Here is an 18,133-nt window from a genome sequence, read left to right as displayed (position 1 = left end):
GCGTAAGGTGGCGGGTATTCTACCCGCGCGGCACCCCGTCCTTAAACCGTAAGAGGCGATAGGTCGCAGCCAACGTTCATTTTTGCGAAGGAATACCCCATGACAAGGCGACTGATCGGTGCATTGGCGATCATCACAACCCTGCTGCTCAGCGGCTGCGGGAATGACTACGGTGTTGACCAGTACGGCCAGAAAGTCGCGGCCGAACGCTTGGACAAGCAATGGCTGGTGGTCAACTACTGGGCGGAGTGGTGCGGCCCGTGCCGCACGGAAATCCCGGAACTCAATGCCCTGGCCGAACAGCTCAAGGCGCAGAACGTGGGGGTGTTCGGGGTCAACTTCGACAATGTGCAGGGTGAAGAATTGAAGGCGGCCAGCGAAAAACTGGGCATCAAGTTCACCGTACTGGCACAGAATCCGGAAGTGATTTTTGATATTCCGCGCAGCGAGGCGTTGCCGGTCACCTACATCATCGATGACAAGGGCAAGGTGCGTGAGCAGTTGATGGGCGAGCAGACGGCGGAGGGGGTGTTGGCCAAGCTCAAGGCCCTGCGCGGCTAGAGAATTTGCCCCAATCAAAGGTGAGAGGGGGGTTGCCCCCCCTCCCACATTTGGATTTCACCAACCGTCAGAGCGGTGCAATCAGCCTTCTTCAAGCCACAAGCGAATCGGCTTGCCCTCGGCCGGCCAGAAGCGCGTCTGCTCGATCGGCGAGATGTCCCAGCGTTGCACGCCTTGCAGGGCCTGGAAGAAGCGCTGTTCTTGCTCCATCAACGCTTCGCCGCAGAGCTTGCGGGTGCTGCCCAACTTGCCGAAGCTGAGCGTGTTGCCGTCCAGGGTGTACGGCGCAAACCAGTGGTTGCAACCGCCATTGCCATAGGCGCGACCATCGGCGCCGAGCGTGACGGTCAGGTGTGCGTAATCCATCAAGGGCCGCTCACCGATCCATTCCACCACGTAGCTGTGATCCTGCTTGAGCTTGACCGCATCACCGGCGCAACCATTGAGGGCCGCACCGACGGCGGCGAGCAGCAGCAGGCGTCTCATTTCGCTGCCTTCTGGCATTTCGGGCAGCGGTGCTTGTCGCCTTCGCTGGCCCAGCCCAATTCTTTGATGCGCGCATTGGCGGCCGGTTGCAGGGGCTCTTTGGTCAGCTTGGTTTCCACCGCGAATTCAAATTCCAGCACCGCGTCGCAGCTGTCGCAGTTGACCTTCCAGGTGTGGATCTCCAGCTCGCCGAACTTTGGCCCCTGGGCCATGGCGACCCACTGGCCCGCCGGGCGGATGGAGTAGCGCGCGTCTCCTTCGACGGTCAGGCGCATCGACAGGGTTTTACTGCCGCGCAGGGTGACGATCAGTACGTCGCCATGCTTGATCGAGCCACCGTTGCCGGTGACCTGGTAACGGCCCGGCACCAGGGCGCGGCATTCGATCAGGGTGTGTTGCGGGCTCAGCAAGCTGAAGCGGAAATCGTGTTCGGCCATGGATCCTCCAAATAGGCGCGGCATCCTATCACGGGTGCCTGATGATCATGAGCCTGGTATGTGACCGCTGATCATCCTTCGACGAGGTTCTGCGCCCGGCCATCGGCCCATGCGGCAATGTTGGCCAGAGTAGTGCCGGCAATCGCTGCCAGCGCCTCGCGGGTGAGGAACGCCTGGTGCGCGGTGATGATCACGTTGGGGAAGGTCAGCAGACGCGCCAGCACGTCGTCCTGCAGGGGCAGGTCCGAACGGTCTTCGAAAAACAGCTGGGCTTCTTCCTCGTACACATCCAGCCCCAGGTAGCCGAGTTGGCCGTCCTTGAGCGCTTCGATCAACGCCGGGGTGTCCACCAGGCCGCCGCGGCCGGTGTTGATCAGCATTGCGCCGGGCTGCATCCGCGCCAGCGAACGGGCGTTGATCAAGTGCTTGCTGTCGGCGGTGAGCGGGCAATGCAGGCTGACGATCTGCGCCTCGGCCAGCAGTTCGGCCAGGCTCACGTAGCGTGCGCCCAGGGCCTGGACCTGCGGGTTGGGGAAGGGGTCACAGGCCAGCAATGTGCAGCCGAAGCCGGCCATGATTTTGGCGAAGGTCGCGCCGATCTGGCCGGTGCCGACCACGCCGACGGTCTTGCCCACCAGGTCGAAACCGGTCAGGCCATGCAGGCTGAAGTCGCCATCGCGGGTGCGGTTGTAGGCGCGGTGCAGACGACGGTTGAGGGCGAGGATCAGGGCCACCGCGTGTTCGGCCACGGCATGCGGTGAATAGGCAGGTACGCGCACGATGCTTAGCCCCAGGCGCTTGGCGGCTGCCAGGTCGACATGGTTATAACCGGCCGAGCGCAGGGCGATCAGCCGGGTGCCGCCCTGGGCCAGGTGTTCCAGCACGGGTGCGCTGAGATCGTCGTTGATAAAGGCGCAGACCACTTCGTGGTGCTCGGCCAGGGCCACGGTGTCCAGGTTCAGCCGGGCGGGTTGGAATTGCAGCGCCAGGCCGGGCGGCAAGGGTTCGCCGAGGAAACTGTCGCGGTCGTAGGTCTGGCTGCTGAATAGAATGACGCGCATCAAAAAAGCTCCCTGCAGTGATTAGGTGAAGTCCCTTATGCGCGGTTTTTTTTGTGGTAAGCGGGCTTGCCCCGCGCGAGGCCGGCTCGCTCACCACAAAAAACCGGTTTCATAGGTATCAAGCGCTGACCCGCGCCTCGCTGGCCAGCCGTGCGATCGCCATGTCCAGTTCGTCCAGGGCGTTCATGGCCTTGGCGTCGTTCTGCTTGAGCAGGGTTTCGGCACGCTGGCAGGCGGCGCGCAGTTGCGGCACGCCGCAGTAACGGGTGGCGCCGTGCAAGCGGTGGACGCGTTCGATCAAGGCGTTGTTGTCATTGGCATCGCGCGCCACATGAATGGCCTGGCGATCGGCCTCCAGCGAGGCCAGCAGCATGGCAAGCATGTCGGCGGCCAGGTCGGCCTTGCCCGCGGCCAGGCGCAGGCCCTCTTCGTGGTCCAGCACTGGCAGGCGCACGCCAGGGGGCAGGCCGTCGACTGAGCGCTCCGGCCCCTGATTGCGCAGGGCCAACCCGGTCCATTTCAGCACCACCTGGGCCAGCTGCCGCTCGCTGATGGGCTTGGTCAGGTAATCGTCCATGCCGCTTTGCAGCAAGGCGCGTTTTTCGTTGGCCATGGCGTGGGCGGTCAGGGCCACCACCGGCAATGGCGTGCCATGGCGCTCACTTTCCCATTGGCGGATCGCCTCGGTGCTCTGGCGACCGTCCATGCCGGGCATCTGCACGTCCATCAATACCAGGTCGTAGGTGTCCAGTTTCACTGCGTCGACCGCGGCGTAACCGCTTTCGACCGCATACACCTTGGCGCCCATGTCTTCGAGCAAGGTCTGCACCAGCAACAGGTTCGCCGGGTTGTCGTCCACGCACAATACGCGAGGCGCACGGCTGGCCAGGGGTTCGCCCTGCTCACTGCGCGACGGGCGTGGGCTGATCAGGTCGGACAACGCCCGGCGCAGTTTGCGTGTGCACGCAGGTTTGGCCTGCAACTGGCTGTTGGGGTTGGGCACTGACTGGTTGAACAGCATCTGTTCGGTGGTGGGGCACAGCACCAGCACTTTGCAACCCAGGTGTTCCAAGTCCCAAAGGTGTTGGTTGAGGCGCTCGGGCGGTATGTCGTTGGCGGTCACGCCGAGTACCGCCAGGTCGATGGCCTGCTCGGTCTGATGGGCGCTGGTGATGCCGTTGGTCAGGTTTTCCAGGGTATTGAACGGCGTGACTTCCAGGCCGCAGTCTTCCAGTTGATGTTGCAGGGCCTGGCGCGCCAGCTCATGGTTTTCCAGTACCGCCACACGGTGGCCCAGCAACGGCGCGCACGGCAGGTCTTCGACGTCGTCGCGGGTCTTGGGCAGGTTCAGGCTGATCCAGAACTCCGAGCCTTCGCCCGGTGTGCTGTCGACGCCGATTTCGCCGCCCATCTGCTCGATCAGGCGCTTGGAGATCACCAGTCCCAGCCCCGTGCCGCCGGGCTGGCGCGACAACGAGTTGTCGGCCTGGCTGAACGCCTGGAACAAGGCGCGCACATCCTGGCTGGACAGGCCGATGCCGGTGTCCTGCACGCTGATGCGCAGTTGCACGTTGTCCTCCTGCTCGTCCTCGATCATCGCGCGGGCCACGATGGTGCCTTCGCGGGTGAACTTGATCGCATTGCTGATCAGGTTGGTGAGGATCTGCTTGAGGCGCAACGGGTCGCCCACCAGTGACAGCGGCGTGTCGCGGTAGACCAGGCTCACCAGTTCCAGCTGCTTGGCATGGGCGGCGGGGGCGAGGATGGTCAGGGTGTCTTGCAGCAGGTCGCGCAGGTTGAAGGGGATGCTGTCGAGCACCAGCTTGCCGGCCTCGATCTTCGAGAAGTCGAGGATTTCGTTGATGATGCCCAGCAGATTGTCGGCGGATTTCTCGATGGTACCCAGGTAGTCGAGCTGGCGCGGCGTCAGTTCGCTTTTTTGCAGCAGGTGGGTAAAACCGAGGATGCCGTTGAGCGGCGTGCGGATTTCGTGGCTCATGTTGGCCAGGAATTCCGACTTGATACGGCTGGCCTCCAGGGCCTCCTTGCGCGCCAGGTCCAGTTCGATGTTCTGGATTTCGATGGTTTCCAGGTTCTGGCGCACGTCCTCCGTGGCCTGTTCGATGCTGTGCTGCAGTTCTTCCTGGGCGTTTTGCAGGGTTTCGGCCATGCGGTTGATGCCCGAGGCGAGCTGGTCCAGTTCCTGGCTGCCCAAGGGCGGCAGACGCGTTTCCAGGTTACCGTCCTTGAGTTGGGCCACGGCTTGCTTGATCTGCCCGATCGGCGCATTGATCGTGCGGCTGATGCGCAGCGCGAGGGCGGCGGTGCAGATCAGGCCAAGGGCAACCAGCAGCAGGCTGGCGAACAAACTGCGATAGCCGCGCAGCAGCATGCCGTTATGGGACAGCTCCACCTCGACCCAGCCCAGCAGGCGGTCCGCTTCATCGGGGATCACATCGCCCGCCAGGTTGCGGTGACGGCCAAACACCGGCAGCAGGTAACGGGTGGCGTCGTTGCCGGTGCGTTGCAATAAATGCGAACTGTTGCCGACGGGCGGCTGGTTGAGCATGGTCGGGCCGGCATGGGCGAGGGGAGTGCGGTCCGGCGCGAGGAACGACACCGTGCGTACATCCGGCTGTTCCAGCGATTGCGTGGCGATGCGTTCCAGCAGTTCGGTGTTGCGCCCGCTCAGCGCAGGCGCAACCAGCGGCGCCAATTGCTCGGCGATCATTTCGCCGCGCTGCAGCAATTGGGCTTGCAGCTCAGAGAGCTGCATCCAGGTGAAATAGCCCCCCAACAGCAGCGCCATCAGGCTGGTCGGTAATAAGGTCAGCAACAGTACGCGGCCTTTTATCCCCATTCTTCTAAGCACGCCACTCTCCTGCTACCACGCTGGTTTCAATAGTCTGCGCCGGCATCCGGCCCGCGCCACCTGCGCAGTGTAGCCATTTGCACGGGGTGGAATCTTGCAAATTAATGACATACCGCAATCTTCGGGCCGTTGGGCGTCGAGTGGCGATTGCCTGCTGCGGGGTAATCTTGAATAATCAGCGATTGAGAATGACTTGCAGACGCTAATGAATCCCGCAGCAGTTAGCCTACCCAGTATCCTGACCATCGAAGATGACCCCGTGCTGGGCGCCTATGTCCATGAGCATCTGGGGCGCTGTGGCTTTCAGGTCACCTGGTGCCGGAACGGCCGGCAGGGCCTCCAAATGGCACGTGACCAGGCATTTGACGTGGTGTTGATGGATATCCTGCTGCCGGGACTGGATGGCTTGTCGATCCTGACCCATTTGCGCCAGAGCCATTCGATCCCGGTGATTCTGATGTCCGCCCTGGGCGCCGAAGCTGACCGCGTCAGTGGGTTTCGCCTGGGCGCCGATGACTACCTGCCCAAGCCCTTCAGCATGGTCGAACTGCGGGTGCGCATCGAGGCCATCCTGCGCCGGGTCGCGCTGGATCGTCGTCCGTTGTCCGCACGAGCCCCTGCGCGCGACGATGCGCGGACTCTGCGGTTCGATGATGAAGTGTGCGATGTCTCCTTCCTGGGACATTCGGCCGGCCTGACGCGCAGCGAATATCGTCTGCTCGAAACCCTGCATAGCAGTGCGGAGGAAGTCCTCAGCAAAGCCTTCCTGTACCAGCATGTATTGCAACGCGGCTATGCCCCCCATGACCGCAGTCTGGACATGCATATCAGCCAGATCCGCCGCAAGCTCAAGGTCATCGGCTACAGCGAGCGCGAAGTGCGTACGGTGTGGGGCAAGGGCTACGTGCTGAGCGGGCACGCCGATGGGTTTTGAGACTTCACTGAAGCGGTTGCCGGGCAAGCATTCGTTATTCTGGAAACTGGCCTGCCTGTTGATCGCCTTCTGTTTGTTGATGATCTGGCTCAGTTGGTCCTGGGGCCGGTACATGGAGCAGAAGAATGCCTACCTGTCGGACGAGGCCCGGATCACCTTGAGTGGGTATGCCGTGAGTGCCGAGCAGGCCTGGAACCGTGACGGCAGTGCCGGCGTCGATGCGTGGCTGCAGGCGACGGGCAAGCGCGAAAGCACGTGGATCGGCGTGATCGGCAATGACTTGCAATCGTTGAGCAGTTACCCGCTGACCGACGCCGAAAGCCAGCGCCTGACATTCCTGCGCGGCCTGGATTGGCCGGTCAGCCGTCATGTAAAGGGCTTGCCGTGGTTGAAGATCCCGTTTGCGGCCGACCCCAGCGCTGGCTCGCTGGTGATCGAATTGCCGCAACGCTTTATGCCGGGGCGTTACCAGGTGTTCTGGCGGGTGCTGACCAACGGTGTGATCCCCGGCCTGTTTACCCTGTTGCTGTGCATCGGCCTCTATCGGCTGTTGATCATGCCGCTCAATCAACTGCGCGAGCAGGCCAATGCCTGGCGCGCGGATCAGTTGAATACGCGCATGTCCCACGATGCCACCAGCCGCCAGGACGAGCTGGGCGAACTGGGGCGGGCCTTCGATCATATGTCCGAGCGCTTGCAGGGCACGGTGGTGTTGCAACAGCAGTTGCTGCGGGACATGTCCCATGAACTGCGCACACCGTTGAGCCGTCTGCGAGTGGCCTGCGACAGTGAGCAGAACCTGGCGCAACTGCGCGAACGGCTGGGGCGCGAGATTGATGCCATGCAGCGACTGGTGGACGACAGCCTGCAACTGGCCTGGCTGGATGCAGAGCGGACGCCGCTGCCCAAGGAAGATATCCAGGTTCTGGCCCTGTGGGACATGCTGCGTGAGAACGCGTGCTTTGAAAGCGATTGGCCTGTATCGCGCCTGCCGTGTTTGTTGGGCGCGCAGTGTTGGGTGCGGGGCAATTTGAATGCCTTGGCCCAGGCCCTGGAAAATATCCTGCGCAACGCCATACGCCATTCCCCACAGGACGCAGTGGTATGCCTCGATGGGCAGCGGGATGGCGAGTACTGGCACCTATGGCTGGAAGACCAGGGCGGTGGGATTGATGACGAGGATCTGGAGCGGATTTTCGCGCCGTTTACCCGGCTCGAAGGGTCTCGGCCAGGGGATGGCGGCTTTGGCCTTGGCTTGAGCATCGCGCGCAATGCCTTGCAGCGTCAGGACGGCAGCCTGTGGGCGGAAAATACCGGCCAGGGTTTGCGCGTCCATCTGCGTTTGCCGGCGCGCTAGGTTTTCAACCGCGACGCTGCTTGCGTTTCTTCCACTGGTGCGCGACCCACCAGCGCCAGTAGCCCATGGTCAGGCAATAGGCCAGCGCGCCCAACACCAGCCCCAACACTACCGAACCCAGCAGGAACGGTTGCCACAGCGTACTCAATTGACCGCTGATCCATTCCCAGCTCAGGTCATCGGGCAGGCTGCGTGGCGGTACGTTCATCAACCAGGCGCCGGTCAAATACGTGCACACGAACACCACCGGCATGGTGATCGGGTTGGTCAGCCACACCAGGCTGATGGCGATGGGCATATTGCCGCGCACGGTGATCGCCAGCACTGCCGCCAGCAGCATCTGCAACGGAATCGGGATAAACGCCGCGAACAAACCCACCGCCATGGCGCGTGCCACTGAGTGTCGATTGAGATGCCATAGGTTCGGGTCATGCAGCAAGGTGCCAAGAAACTGTAATGACTTGTGTTCCCTGATACTGGTGGGGTCGGGCATGTACCGTTTGAATAAGCGCCGGGGCATAAGGGGTCCAGGTCAGTTCGAGGGGCAAGTATGCGCGCATTCTATAAACAGAAAATTCAGACTTTGTGACAAAACATCATAAGCGCCATCGAATCCCTGATTAAGACTGAGTGGATCACTTGAAAGGGATGATCCATGAAAACAGGGATGTTTGCGCTTGCGCTGGGGCTGCTCACTTTGGGGTTGCTGCCGGCGCTGCCGTCCACCGGCTGGCTGATAGCCCTGTTGGTACTGGCGCTGATGCTGTTGCCGTTTCGCACTTACCCGTTGGCGTTTTTCCTGCTGGGGCTGAGCTGGGCATGCATCAGCGCGCAAGGGGCGCTCGATGACCGCCTGGCACCGTCCCTCGACGGCCAGACGCGCTGGGTGGAAGGACGTGTCAGTGGGCTGGCGCAGCAAACCGGTGACAGTGTGCGTTTTGAACTGTCCGACAGCCGGTCACGCAAGGCGCGGTTGCCCAAGCGTATCCGAGTGTCCTGGCATGGCGGACCGACGGTGCGCAGCGGTGAGCGCTGGCGTTTGGCAGTGACCCTCAAGCGACCCTCCGGGCTGCTTAATTTCCATGGCTTTGACCGGGAAGCCTGGCTGCTGGCCCAGCGCATCGGCGCGACGGGCTCGGTGAAGGACGGTGAGCGTTTGACGCCGGCGCGCAATGCCTGGCGCGACAGCGTTCGCCAGCGGTTGATGGCGGTGGATGCGCAGGGCCGTGAGGCGGGGCTGGCCGCCCTGGTGCTGGGCGATGGTTCCGGATTGGCCTTCGATGACTGGCACGTATTGCAGGCCACCGGCACCGTGCACCTGCTGGTCATTTCCGGGCAGCACATCGGGCTGCTGGCGGGGTTGGTCTACGGGGTGGTCGCGCTGCTGGCGCGGTATGGGTGCTGGCCGCGGTCCTGGCCGTGGTTACCCTGGGCCTGTGGCCTGGCGTTTGCCGCCGCGCTGGGCTATGGCCTGCTGGCGGGGTTCGGCGTGCCGGTGCAGCGCGCCTGCGTGATGGTGGGCCTGGTGTTGGTGTGGCGTTTGCGTTTTCGTCATCTGGGGCTGTGGTGGCCGCTGTTGCTGGCACTCAATGGGGTGCTTGTGCTTGAGCCGTTGGCCAGTTTGCAGCCGGGGTTCTGGTTGTCGTTCGCGGCGGTCGCCGTGCTGGTCCTGGCGTTCGGCGGGCGCTTGGGCCCCTGGAGTGCCTGGCAGGCCTGGACCCGTCCCCAGTGGTTGATTGCCATTGGTCTGTTTCCCGTATTGCTGGTGTTGGGGTTGCCTGTCAGCGTCAGTGCACCGCTGGCCAATCTGGTTGCGGTGCCGTGGATCAGCCTGGTGGTGTTGCCGCTGGCATTGCTGGGGACGGCGTTGCTGTGGGTGCCGTTTCTGGGGGCGGGGATTGTGTGGCTGGCGGGTGGAGCGCTGGATGGCTTGTTCCAGGGATTGGCATGGCTCGCTGGGCAAGTGCCCGCCTGGATACCGGCCGAGGTGCCCTTGGGGTATTGGTGCGTGAGCCTGGCGGGCGCGATATTGTTGCTGTTGCCCAAAGGCGTGCCGTTTCGCCTGTTGGGCTGGCCGATGCTGCTGTTGGCGGTGTTTCCACCGCGCGAGCCGGTGCCCCATGGGCGGGTGGAGGTGGAGCAGCTGGATGTGGGGCAGGGCCAGGCGCTGATCCTGCGCACCCGTCATCATGCCTTGCTCTACGATGCGGGCCCGCGCTCGGGAGCGGTTGACCTTGGCGCTCGGGTGGTGCTGCCGACGTTGAAGAAACTCGGGGTCGGGACGCTGGACATGATGCTGCTTAGCCATGCGGACGCCGATCATGCCGGTGGCGCTGCCGCTGTTGCTCGGGGGGTGTCGATCAAACGGGTGGTGGGCGGAGAAACCGAGGGGCTGCCGACCTTTCTCGCGACTCAGCCGTGTGTCAGCGGTGAACGGTGGGTGTGGGACGGTGTGCAATTCGAACTATGGCAATGGCCTGAAGCTATCACTGGCAACCCGAAATCCTGCGTATTGCAGGTGCAGGCCAATGGCGAGCGGCTGCTGCTCACCGGGGATATCGATCGCGCCGCCGAACGGGCGTTTCTCGCCTCGCCGCTGGCCGTGCGCACCGATTGGCTGCAAGCGCCGCACCATGGCAGCCACAGTTCGTCGTCCTGGCCCTTCGTGCAGCAACTGGCCCCGGCATCGGTGCTGATTTCCAGGGGCCGTGGCAATGCCTTCGGTCATCCTCACCCGCAAGTGCTGCAGCGCTACCAGGCGCTGGGCAGCCACGTTTACGACAGCGCCGAACAGGGAGCCATTCGCCTGCAACTGGGCGCGTTTGCACCCCCAATCGTTGCGCGCAGTCAACGGCGTTTCTGGCGCGAGCGGTTACCCTAGGGGGCGTTCTCAATTAGTTTCCACACCGCGCCGGGCTTGTTGTTGTTGTTGTTGTGCAGGGCAAGGCGCGAGAAGCGTGGTTTGGTCATTCCAAATAAGCTTCGAGCAACGCAGCCCTGCACAACAGCAGGCCCGGCCCTTCGGGTTGTGCCTTAAAGCGGGCCATGCTGCGTTGCAGGCCTTGGAAAGGGAACACCATTCCCAGCGGCCTGCGCCTTGCCTGGCCCGCTTTAAGGCGACAACGCGGCGTGGAAACTAATTGAGAACGCCCCCTAGGCGGGCGTGACCGGCGGCCGGCACCTGTGACAGTGAGGTGCATGGCCGACGAACCCCGCTGCCGAACCTATATGGTAAAGTGGCGCACTTTTTCGAGGGGACATTCACTGTGTGGGAATTGGTCAAATCCGGTGGCTGGATGATGTTGCCGATCATCTTGAGCTCCATCGCCGCACTCGGCATTGTTGCCGAACGCCTGTGGACGTTGCGCGCCAGTCGTGTCACCCCCGAGCATCTGCTGGGGCAGGTCTGGGGCTGGATCAAGAACAAGCAGCTGGACAAGGAAAAACTCAAGGCCCTGCGCGCCGACTCGCCGCTGGGTGAAATCCTTGCCGCGGGCCTGGCCAACTCCAAGCATGGTCGCGAGATCATGAAAGAGTGCATCGAAGAGGCCGCCGCCCGGGTTATCCATGAACTGGAACGCTACATCAATGCCCTCGGCACCATCGCCGCCATGGCCCCGCTGCTCGGTTTGCTGGGGACGGTGCTGGGCATGATCGATATCTTCAGCTCGTTCATGGGCTCGGGCATGAGCACCAACGCCGCGGTGCTGGCGGGTGGTATCTCCAAGGCGCTGATCACCACGGCGGCGGGCCTGATGGTGGGTATTCCTTCGGTGTTCTTCCACCGTTTCCTGCAACGGCGCATCGATGAACTGGTGGTCGGCATGGAGCAGGAAGCCATCAAGCTGGTGGAAGTGGTGCAGGGCGACCGTGATGTGGACCTGGTCGGGGGCAACGCGTGAAATTTCGCCGCAAGCAACGGGAAAATGTCGATATCAACCTGGCGTCGCTGATCGACGTGGTGTTTATCCTGCTGCTGTTTTTTGTCGTCACCACCACCTTCACCCGGCAGACCGAACTGCGTGTCGACCTGCCGGAAGCGGTGAGCGGTTCGCCGGCCGAAGACCAGGAGGTCAAGCAGATTGACATCGCCATCAGCGCCGACGGTATGTTCTCGGTGAATAATCAGGTACTGGAGAAAAACGACCTCGCCAGCCTGATGGTTGCCCTGGAGAAAGAGTCCGGCGGCGATACCAAGATGCCGCTGTCCATCAGTGCCGATGGCAAGACCCAGCACCAGGCCGTGATCACCGCGATGGACGCTGCCGGCAAGCTGGGCTTCAGCCACTTGCGCATGAGCACGGTCGAGGCGGCGAGCCCACCCTGATGGCCATGTCCGATCGTTTGCTCAAGGCCTGGTATGAGGGCCATCCTGCACTTGCGCTGTTGCGGCCGCTGGAGTCCCTGTATCGCCGCGTCGTGGCGCGCAAACGTGCGCGATTCGTGGCGGGCGAGGGCGATATTTATCAGTCGCCGGTGCCGGTGGTGGTGGTCGGCAATATCACTGTCGGCGGCACCGGCAAGACGCCGCTGATCCTGTGGTTGATCGAACACTGCCGGCGCACGGGCTTGCGCGTCGGCGTGGTCAGCCGGGGCTATGGCGCCAAGCCGCCGCAGTTGCCGTGGCGTGTCGAAGCCAGCCATAGCGCCGAGGTCGCGGGGGATGAACCTCTGCTGATCGTGCAGCGTTGCGGCGTGCCTCTGATGATCGACCCCGACCGCAGCCGCGCGGTCAAGGCGCTGCTGGCCAGCGAACCGCTCGACCTGATCCTTTCCGATGACGGTCTGCAGCACTACCGTCTGGCTCGCGACCTGGAGTTGGTGCTGATCGATGCCGCCCGTGGCCTGGGCAACCGCCGTTGCCTGCCGGCCGGACCATTGCGCGAGCCGGTGGAGCGTTTGCAGAGTGTGGATGCGCTGCTTTATAACGGTGCCGGCTCAGATCGCGACGATGGTTTTGCCTTTCGCCTGCAGCCCAGCGCGCTGATCAACCTGCAGACCGGCGAGCGCCGCTGCGTCGAGCACTTCGCTCCGGGCCAGCGGGTGCATGCGGTCGCCGGCATCGGCAATCCACAACGTTTCTTCAACACCCTTGAAACGCTACACTGGCAACCCATACCCCATGCGTTTGCCGACCATGCGCCCTACAGCGCCGAGGTCTTGAATTTTACGCCGTCGTTGCCACTGGTCATGACTGAAAAGGACGCGGTGAAGTGCCGCGCCTTTGCCCGGCCCGACTGGTGGTACCTTGCGGTGGATGCGCTGCCGTCGCCGGCGTTCGTCGCCTGGTTCGACACGCAACTGATGCGCCTGCTGCCCGACCGACTCTTGCCTTAAACGCTTCTTTCCAGGAAACCCTCATGGACACCAAACTGCTCGACATCCTCGCTTGCCCGATCTGCAAAGGCCCGCTCAAGCTCAGCGCCGATAAGACCGAGCTGATCAGCAAAGGCGCCGGCCTGGCGTATCCGATCCGTGACGGCATCCCGGTGATGCTCGAAAGCGAAGCCCGCACCCTGACCACCGATGAGCGCCTGGATAAATGACCACAGCCTTTACCGTTGTCATTCCCTCGCGCTATGCGTCGACCCGCCTGCCGGGCAAGCCGCTGCAACTGATCGGCACCAAGCCGATGATCCAGCTGGTGTGGGAACAGGCCTGCAAAAGCAGCGCCGAGCGCGTGGTGGTAGCCACCGATGACCCGCGCATCATCGAAGCCTGCAAAGGTTTCGGCGCCGAGGCGGTACTGACCCGTGAAGACCATAATTCCGGCACCGACCGCCTGGCCGAAGTGGCCGCGCAACTTGGCCTGGCGCCCGACGCCATCGTGGTCAACGTGCAAGGTGACGAACCGCTGATTCCGCCGAGCGTGATCGATCAGGTGGCCGCCAACCTGGCCGCCCATGACGAGGCGCGCATGGCGACCCTGGCTGAGCCGATTGAAGACATTGAAACGCTGTTCAACCCGAACGTGGTTAAAGTAGTCAGCGACGTCAACGGCCTGGCCCTGACTTTCAGTCGTTCGACCCTGCCGTGGGCACGTGACGCCTTCGCCCGCAACCGCGACCTGCTGCCGGAAGGCGTGCCGTATCGCCGCCATATCGGCATCTACGCCTATCGCGCCGGTTTCCTGCATGACTTCGTCAACTGGGGCCCGTGCTGGCTGGAAAACACCGAATCGCTGGAGCAACTGCGGGCCTTGTGGCATGGCGTGCGCATCCACGTGGCGGATGCCCTGGAAGCACCGCCTGCCGGTGTCGACACCCAGGAAGACCTCGACCGCGTTCGTCGTCTGCTGGGGGCCTGATGGAGGTCCTGTTCGTCTGCCTGGGCAATATCTGCCGCTCGCCCACCGCCGAAGGCGTACTGCGCCATAAATTGCGCGAAGCGGGGTTGGCCGGTCAGGTCGAGGTGGCCTCGGCCGGCACCGGTGAATGGCATATCGGTAACCCGCCGGACCAGCGCAGCCAACGTGCGGCGCTGGTGCGCGGTTACGATTTGTCGGCGCAACGTGCGCAGCAGGTCTCCCGCGCCGATTTTGCGCGCTATGACCTGATCCTCGCCATGGACCACAGCAACCTGCGCAACCTCAAGGCGCTGCAGCCGGGGCAGGGCAAGGCTGAGCTGGACCTGTTCCTGCGCCGGTATGACGCCGAAGTGGACGAAGTACCGGATCCTTACTACGAAGGCGAACAAGGTTTCGAACGCGTTCTGGACCTGATCGAACGGGCCTGTGATTTATTGGTGATCGAATTGAAGGGGCGGTTATGACCTTGCAAGTACTTGCGCAGGTATCGCTCAAGCCATTCAACAGTTTTGGCATCGATGTGCGCGCCCGGTTGTTCGCCGAGGCCCACAGCGATGCTGATGTGCGCGAAGCCTTGGCCTATGCCGAGGCGCAGGCGCTGCCGCTGCTGGTCATTGGCGGTGGTAGCAATCTGCTGCTGACCCAGGACATTTCAGCGCTGGTCTTGCGGATGGCCACCCAAGGCATCCGTGTGCTGCACGATGATGGCATGCAGGTGGTGGTCGAAGCCGAAGCCGGCGAGGCCTGGCACCCGTTTGTACTGTGGACCCTGGCGCAGGGTTTTTGCGGCCTGGAAAACCTCAGCCTGATCCCCGGCACCGTCGGCGCGGCTCCGATGCAGAACATCGGCGCCTATGGCGTGGAGATCAAGGATGTATTCGCCGGCCTCACCGCCCTGGACCGCCACACCGGTGAGTTGCGCGACTTCACGCTGCACGAATGCAACTTCGCCTACCGTGACAGCCTGTTCAAGCACGAAACCGGGCGCTGGCTGATCCTGCGGGTGCGCTTTGCCCTGAGCCGCACCCGCCACCTCACGCTCGACTATGGCCCGGTGCAACAGCGTCTGGCGGGGCAGGGGATCACTGACGCGACGCCGAGCGATGTCAGCCGCGCAATCTGTAGTATCCGCAGCGAAAAACTGCCGGACCCGGCCGTGCTGGGCAATGCCGGCAGCTTCTTCAAGAACCCGCTGGTACCCAAAGCCTTGGCCGAAGAACTGCAGGCGCAGTACCCGGATCTGGTGGCCTACCCCCAGGCGGAAGGGCAGATGAAGCTCGCTGCCGGCTGGCTGATCGACAAGGCCGGCTGGAAGGGCTTTCGTGACGGTGACGCGGGTGTGCACACGTTGCAGGCGCTGGTGCTGGTCAACTATGGCAACGCCACGGGGCACGACATTGCCCACTTGGCCGAACGCATCCAGCAGGACATCCGCCAACGTTTCAAGGTCGAGCTGGAAATGGAACCCAACCGGTACTGACGGCCTGGCTCTTGATGTTCTTGATAAGTAAAAAAATGCCCCGCATCTTTCGATACGGGGCATTTTTTATGCGGCTGGCAATCAGTCGTCGCGGCTCATGATGCCGAAGATCTGCAACAGGCTGATAAACAGGTTGTAGATCGACACATACAGGCTGACGGTTGCCATGATGTAGTTGCGCTCGCCGCCGTGGATGATGGCGCTGGTCTGGAACAGGATGCACACCGAGGAGAACAGCACAAAACCTGCGCTGATCGCCAGTTGCAGACCGCTGATCTGGAAGAACATGCCTGCAACCACCGCCGCCAGCAACACGAAGAAACCTGCGGTGATGAAGCCGCCCAGGAAGCTCATGTCCTTACGGGTGATCAGCACATAGGCCGACAGGCCGCCGAACACCAGGGCCGTCATGGCAAACGCCGAACTGACCACTTCCGCACCGCCGGCCATGCCGAGGTAACGGTTGAGGATCGGGCCGAGGATAAAGCCCATGAAACCGGTCAAGGCAAACGCCGACACCAGGCCCCAGGCCGAGTCGCGCAACTTGTTGGTCAGGAAGAACAGACCATAGAAGCCGATCAGCACGACAAAGATATTCGGATAGCCGACGCGCATCTGCTGCGCCACGAACGCCATTACACCGCTGAAGGCGAGGGTAAGGGCGAGCAAGCCATAGGTGTTGCGCAACACGCGGCTGACTTCAAGCTGCTCAGCCTGCGCGTTGCCATTCACTGCGTAATTCTGTTCGCGCATGGCGACACTCCTTCGGTTTTGAAACGTTCAGTCGCAAAGATCATAACAGACGCTCTGTAACAAGCTATGGCGAGAGTTTGACAGTGTGTTTCATTCGGGTATTATGGCGCCCGCTGAGACAGGATGGCCTACTATAATCCTGTGACGCAAAAGGGAAATTGGCAGAGTGGTTGAATGCACCGGTCTTGAAAACCGGCGAACGTTAATAGCGTTCCCAGGGTTCGAATCCCTGGTTTCCCGCCAAGATTCAAACGAAAGCCCCGCAATGCGGGGCTTTTGTGTTTCTGGCATTCTTCTACGCTTGTCGTTGAGCGCCAGGTAGTCTGCGCTTCATTTCCGGCGGTTTGCGCAACTCTTAATCAGGGCTCAAATGCCCCGAATTGCCGGGCTGGCCACCAGAAAACCAGAGAGGCGCACTTGGACTACCTAGCAGCACTGACCGCTTTCGTAGAGGCTGCCAATGAGAACAGCTTCTCCAAAGCCGCAGGGCGTTTGGGAATCAGAGCTTCTACGGTCTCGCGTTACATCAAAGACCTGGAGCAAGATCGCGTGGTCAACCCGCCTGTATGGTGATGGTTCACGGTATGAGCTAGCCATACCGGGCGTCCATTTAGCTGAACCGAATATCCAGTGATCGCAGATATGTCTGTAGACCTGCATCCTGAATCGGGATCAGAAATGCCTCGCGATCCGACTCGTTGAAGTGGGCATGCCAATAGCCAGGTGGTGTGACGAACGCCAGCCCTGGTGTCCAATCTACGCGTTCTGGATGACGAATATGGCCATTTTCGTCCAGTTCAGTCCCGACAAGCGAATAGCACCCGGTTGGGCAGTCAATGATGAAGTCCAGTGCGATGGATTGGTGCCGGTGGGGTTTTTGGATCGAGCCGGCGGGGAGGATGCCGTACATAGCCCACAGCACATGGGTCACTGTGCGTGTCTGGGGGAAGTTGCTGTTACCCAGCAGAATGCTGATGCGGCTGCGATCCTGTGCACGTGGGTCATCAGCGGCTTCACGAAGCTTTGCCGATGCGACATCCGCAGGGTACAGCGTCGGAGCGAAGCGGTCTTCACTTCTGCTCACGCCTAAGTAGCGAAGAAGAGGCTCATCATGTACCCAGTAGAATCGTGCGTCCGCCGACGCCTTCAGGGTTGTGCTGTTCATCCCTGGCAGGGCGATAAAACAACCTTTGGTCCATTCAAACGCCTCTTCACCGTACGAAAGGCTGCCGCTACCATCGATTACATACAGAACCTGTGAGGTCGCGTTGGGCGCTAATGTGACGTCATCGCCGGCGTTCAGTCGAATAAAACTAGAGCAAAGACCTGGGCCGGTTGCTGGGCCTTCGCACTGTAGTTTTTCGCTCAAGTCGAGAGCAACTGTTCGAGACGGGCCTGAATCATAGAGCGAAGCGGGGAAGCTCTGGTACGGAATGCGGGTGATCAAGTTCGCGCTGATCGGGTTTGCCGCTTTGCTGTACTCGAAGTATTCGGCATCGATCTCATGTGCAGCTACGTTCAGGTTTGAATGCGGTTGAATTGTACTGTTCATAATGACGTCTCGTTTTGGGGTCTCATCATCAGCACGCTGCGTGAGCCAGCATGCCACGGTGGATTCAATATACGAGTCTGGTAGGGCGCTATGAAGAACCGCACCGGCACATCACTTATGTGTAAAGGGGTATTGATCCCCTCCCGTTTTTGGCTTTTAAAGGTTGGGGTCAGTGTGATGCGCAAGACCCTATGTAAGATCTTATGGCAGCTCGGCGGTCGTTGGTTTGGGGACGCTTTTAAAGTGCGAGGTACGCGAGAGTGTCAGTTTTTTTGTGTGCGGGCCGATAACGGCCTGCCGTCAGGCAGGCCATGCTTTTACCAGGTCGGCCTG

At 61.9% G+C, this 18,133-nt stretch carries 19 protein-coding genes, 1 tRNA gene and 1 pseudogene; 14 read left to right on the top strand and 7 right to left on the bottom strand.

Annotation, left to right across the window (positions count from 1 at the left end):
• The first annotated feature begins 99 nt into the window (after positions 1–99).
• Positions 100–561: a TlpA disulfide reductase family protein gene (locus tag V6M90_RS20365; RefSeq protein ID WP_003174681.1), complete on the top strand. Its 462-nt coding sequence runs from the start codon at positions 100–102 to the stop codon at positions 559–561.
• Positions 562–642: 81 nt separating this feature from the next.
• Here the strand turns inward: V6M90_RS20365 and V6M90_RS20360 are convergent, their stop codons facing one another.
• The 4 genes from V6M90_RS20360 to V6M90_RS20345 form a co-directional block, all read right to left on the bottom strand.
• Complete coding sequence (locus V6M90_RS20360) at positions 643–1,047, bottom strand: META domain-containing protein (protein ID WP_003174680.1); 405 nt, start codon at positions 1,045–1,047, stop codon at positions 643–645.
• Positions 1,044–1,484, bottom strand: coding sequence for a hypothetical protein (locus V6M90_RS20355; RefSeq protein ID WP_078733673.1), 441 nt, complete (start codon positions 1,482–1,484; stop codon positions 1,044–1,046). Before V6M90_RS20355 ends, V6M90_RS20360 begins: the two co-directional genes overlap by 4 nt.
• 71 nt (positions 1,485–1,555) lie before the next feature.
• On the bottom strand, positions 1,556–2,545 hold the full coding sequence (locus V6M90_RS20350) for a 2-hydroxyacid dehydrogenase (RefSeq protein ID WP_305427356.1): 990 nt from the start codon (positions 2,543–2,545) through the stop codon (positions 1,556–1,558).
• A 118-nt stretch (positions 2,546–2,663) separates the two neighbouring features.
• Positions 2,664–5,417, bottom strand: coding sequence for a response regulator (locus V6M90_RS20345; RefSeq protein WP_003174677.1), 2,754 nt, complete (start codon positions 5,415–5,417; stop codon positions 2,664–2,666).
• Positions 5,418–5,622: 205 nt separating this feature from the next.
• On the opposite strand from V6M90_RS20345, the gene V6M90_RS20340 reads away from it, so the two are divergent.
• Positions 5,623–6,351 (top strand): response regulator transcription factor, encoded by a 729-nt coding sequence (locus V6M90_RS20340; RefSeq protein WP_332847056.1) that lies wholly within the window; start codon positions 5,623–5,625, stop codon positions 6,349–6,351.
• The gene (locus tag V6M90_RS20335; protein WP_332847055.1) at positions 6,341–7,708 is read left to right on the top strand and encodes a sensor histidine kinase; all 1,368 of its coding nucleotides are present in this window, start codon (positions 6,341–6,343) and stop codon (positions 7,706–7,708) included. Before V6M90_RS20340 ends, V6M90_RS20335 begins: the two co-directional genes overlap by 11 nt.
• 4 nt (positions 7,709–7,712) lie before the next feature.
• Here the strand turns inward: V6M90_RS20335 and V6M90_RS20330 are convergent, their stop codons facing one another.
• Positions 7,713–8,228 (bottom strand): DUF2062 domain-containing protein, encoded by a 516-nt coding sequence (locus tag V6M90_RS20330; RefSeq protein WP_003174674.1) that lies wholly within the window; start codon positions 8,226–8,228, stop codon positions 7,713–7,715.
• A gap of 135 nt (positions 8,229–8,363) precedes the next feature.
• On the opposite strand from V6M90_RS20330, the gene V6M90_RS20325 reads away from it, so the two are divergent.
• The 8 genes from V6M90_RS20325 (at position 8,364) to murB (ending at position 15,495) form a co-directional block, all read left to right on the top strand.
• On the top strand, positions 8,364–10,589 hold the full coding sequence (locus V6M90_RS20325; RefSeq protein WP_332847054.1) for a DNA internalization-related competence protein ComEC/Rec2: 2,226 nt from the start codon (positions 8,364–8,366) through the stop codon (positions 10,587–10,589).
• Positions 10,590–10,974: 385 nt separating this feature from the next.
• The gene (locus V6M90_RS20320; protein ID WP_042944912.1) at positions 10,975–11,610 is read left to right on the top strand and encodes a MotA/TolQ/ExbB proton channel family protein; all 636 of its coding nucleotides are present in this window, start codon (positions 10,975–10,977) and stop codon (positions 11,608–11,610) included.
• Entirely contained in the window at positions 11,607–12,035 is a 429-nt protein-coding gene (locus V6M90_RS20315) for an ExbD/TolR family protein (protein ID WP_003174670.1), read from the top strand. The genes V6M90_RS20320 and V6M90_RS20315 overlap by 4 nt, the downstream gene beginning before the upstream one ends.
• A complete protein-coding gene (gene lpxK, locus V6M90_RS20310; RefSeq protein WP_141064397.1) occupies positions 12,035–13,045 on the top strand; it encodes a tetraacyldisaccharide 4'-kinase in 1,011 nt (336 codons plus the stop codon). Before V6M90_RS20315 ends, lpxK begins: the two co-directional genes overlap by 1 nt.
• 23 nt (positions 13,046–13,068) lie before the next feature.
• On the top strand, positions 13,069–13,254 hold the full coding sequence (locus V6M90_RS20305) for a Trm112 family protein (protein WP_003174668.1): 186 nt from the start codon (positions 13,069–13,071) through the stop codon (positions 13,252–13,254).
• Positions 13,251–14,015 carry a 3-deoxy-manno-octulosonate cytidylyltransferase gene (gene kdsB, locus V6M90_RS20300; protein ID WP_332847053.1) on the top strand — a complete coding sequence of 255 codons (765 nt, stop codon included), beginning with the start codon at positions 13,251–13,253 and terminating at the stop codon, positions 14,013–14,015. Before V6M90_RS20305 ends, kdsB begins: the two co-directional genes overlap by 4 nt.
• A complete protein-coding gene (locus tag V6M90_RS20295; RefSeq protein ID WP_003174666.1) occupies positions 14,015–14,479 on the top strand; it encodes a low molecular weight protein-tyrosine-phosphatase in 465 nt (154 codons plus the stop codon). The genes kdsB and V6M90_RS20295 overlap by 1 nt, the downstream gene beginning before the upstream one ends.
• Positions 14,476–15,495, top strand: coding sequence for a UDP-N-acetylmuramate dehydrogenase (gene murB, locus V6M90_RS20290; protein ID WP_078825176.1), 1,020 nt, complete (start codon positions 14,476–14,478; stop codon positions 15,493–15,495). The genes V6M90_RS20295 and murB overlap by 4 nt, the downstream gene beginning before the upstream one ends.
• Before the next feature lie 81 nt (positions 15,496–15,576).
• Here murB and V6M90_RS20285 read toward each other — a convergent pair whose 3' ends face one another.
• Complete coding sequence (locus V6M90_RS20285; RefSeq protein ID WP_003174664.1) at positions 15,577–16,248, bottom strand: Bax inhibitor-1/YccA family protein; 672 nt, start codon at positions 16,246–16,248, stop codon at positions 15,577–15,579.
• 152 nt (positions 16,249–16,400) lie between these two features.
• Between V6M90_RS20285 and V6M90_RS20280 the strand changes: the two genes are divergently transcribed.
• Both V6M90_RS20280 and V6M90_RS20275 read left to right on the top strand, forming a co-directional pair.
• Positions 16,401–16,491: transfer RNA gene (locus V6M90_RS20280), tRNA-Ser, on the top strand.
• A 174-nt stretch (positions 16,492–16,665) separates the two neighbouring features.
• Positions 16,666–16,794 (top strand): annotated as a pseudogene (locus V6M90_RS20275) (helix-turn-helix domain-containing protein); the annotation flags it as partial.
• Positions 16,795–16,858: 64 nt separating this feature from the next.
• On the opposite strand, the gene V6M90_RS20270 reads toward V6M90_RS20275, so the two are convergent.
• The gene (locus V6M90_RS20270; protein WP_332847052.1) at positions 16,859–17,800 is read right to left on the bottom strand and encodes a cupin domain-containing protein; all 942 of its coding nucleotides are present in this window, start codon (positions 17,798–17,800) and stop codon (positions 16,859–16,861) included.
• Between the two features lie 90 nt (positions 17,801–17,890).
• On the opposite strand from V6M90_RS20270, the gene V6M90_RS20265 reads away from it, so the two are divergent.
• Positions 17,891–18,133 (top strand): hypothetical protein (locus V6M90_RS20265; RefSeq protein ID WP_332847051.1); only part of this gene is annotated, 243 nt, incomplete at its 3' end.

The sequence above is a fragment of the Pseudomonas lactucae genome (genome assembly GCF_036688725.1).
Classification (GTDB): Bacteria; Pseudomonadota; Gammaproteobacteria; order Pseudomonadales; family Pseudomonadaceae; genus Aquipseudomonas; species Aquipseudomonas lactucae.
This window is presented reverse-complemented; position numbering and strand designations above follow the sequence as displayed.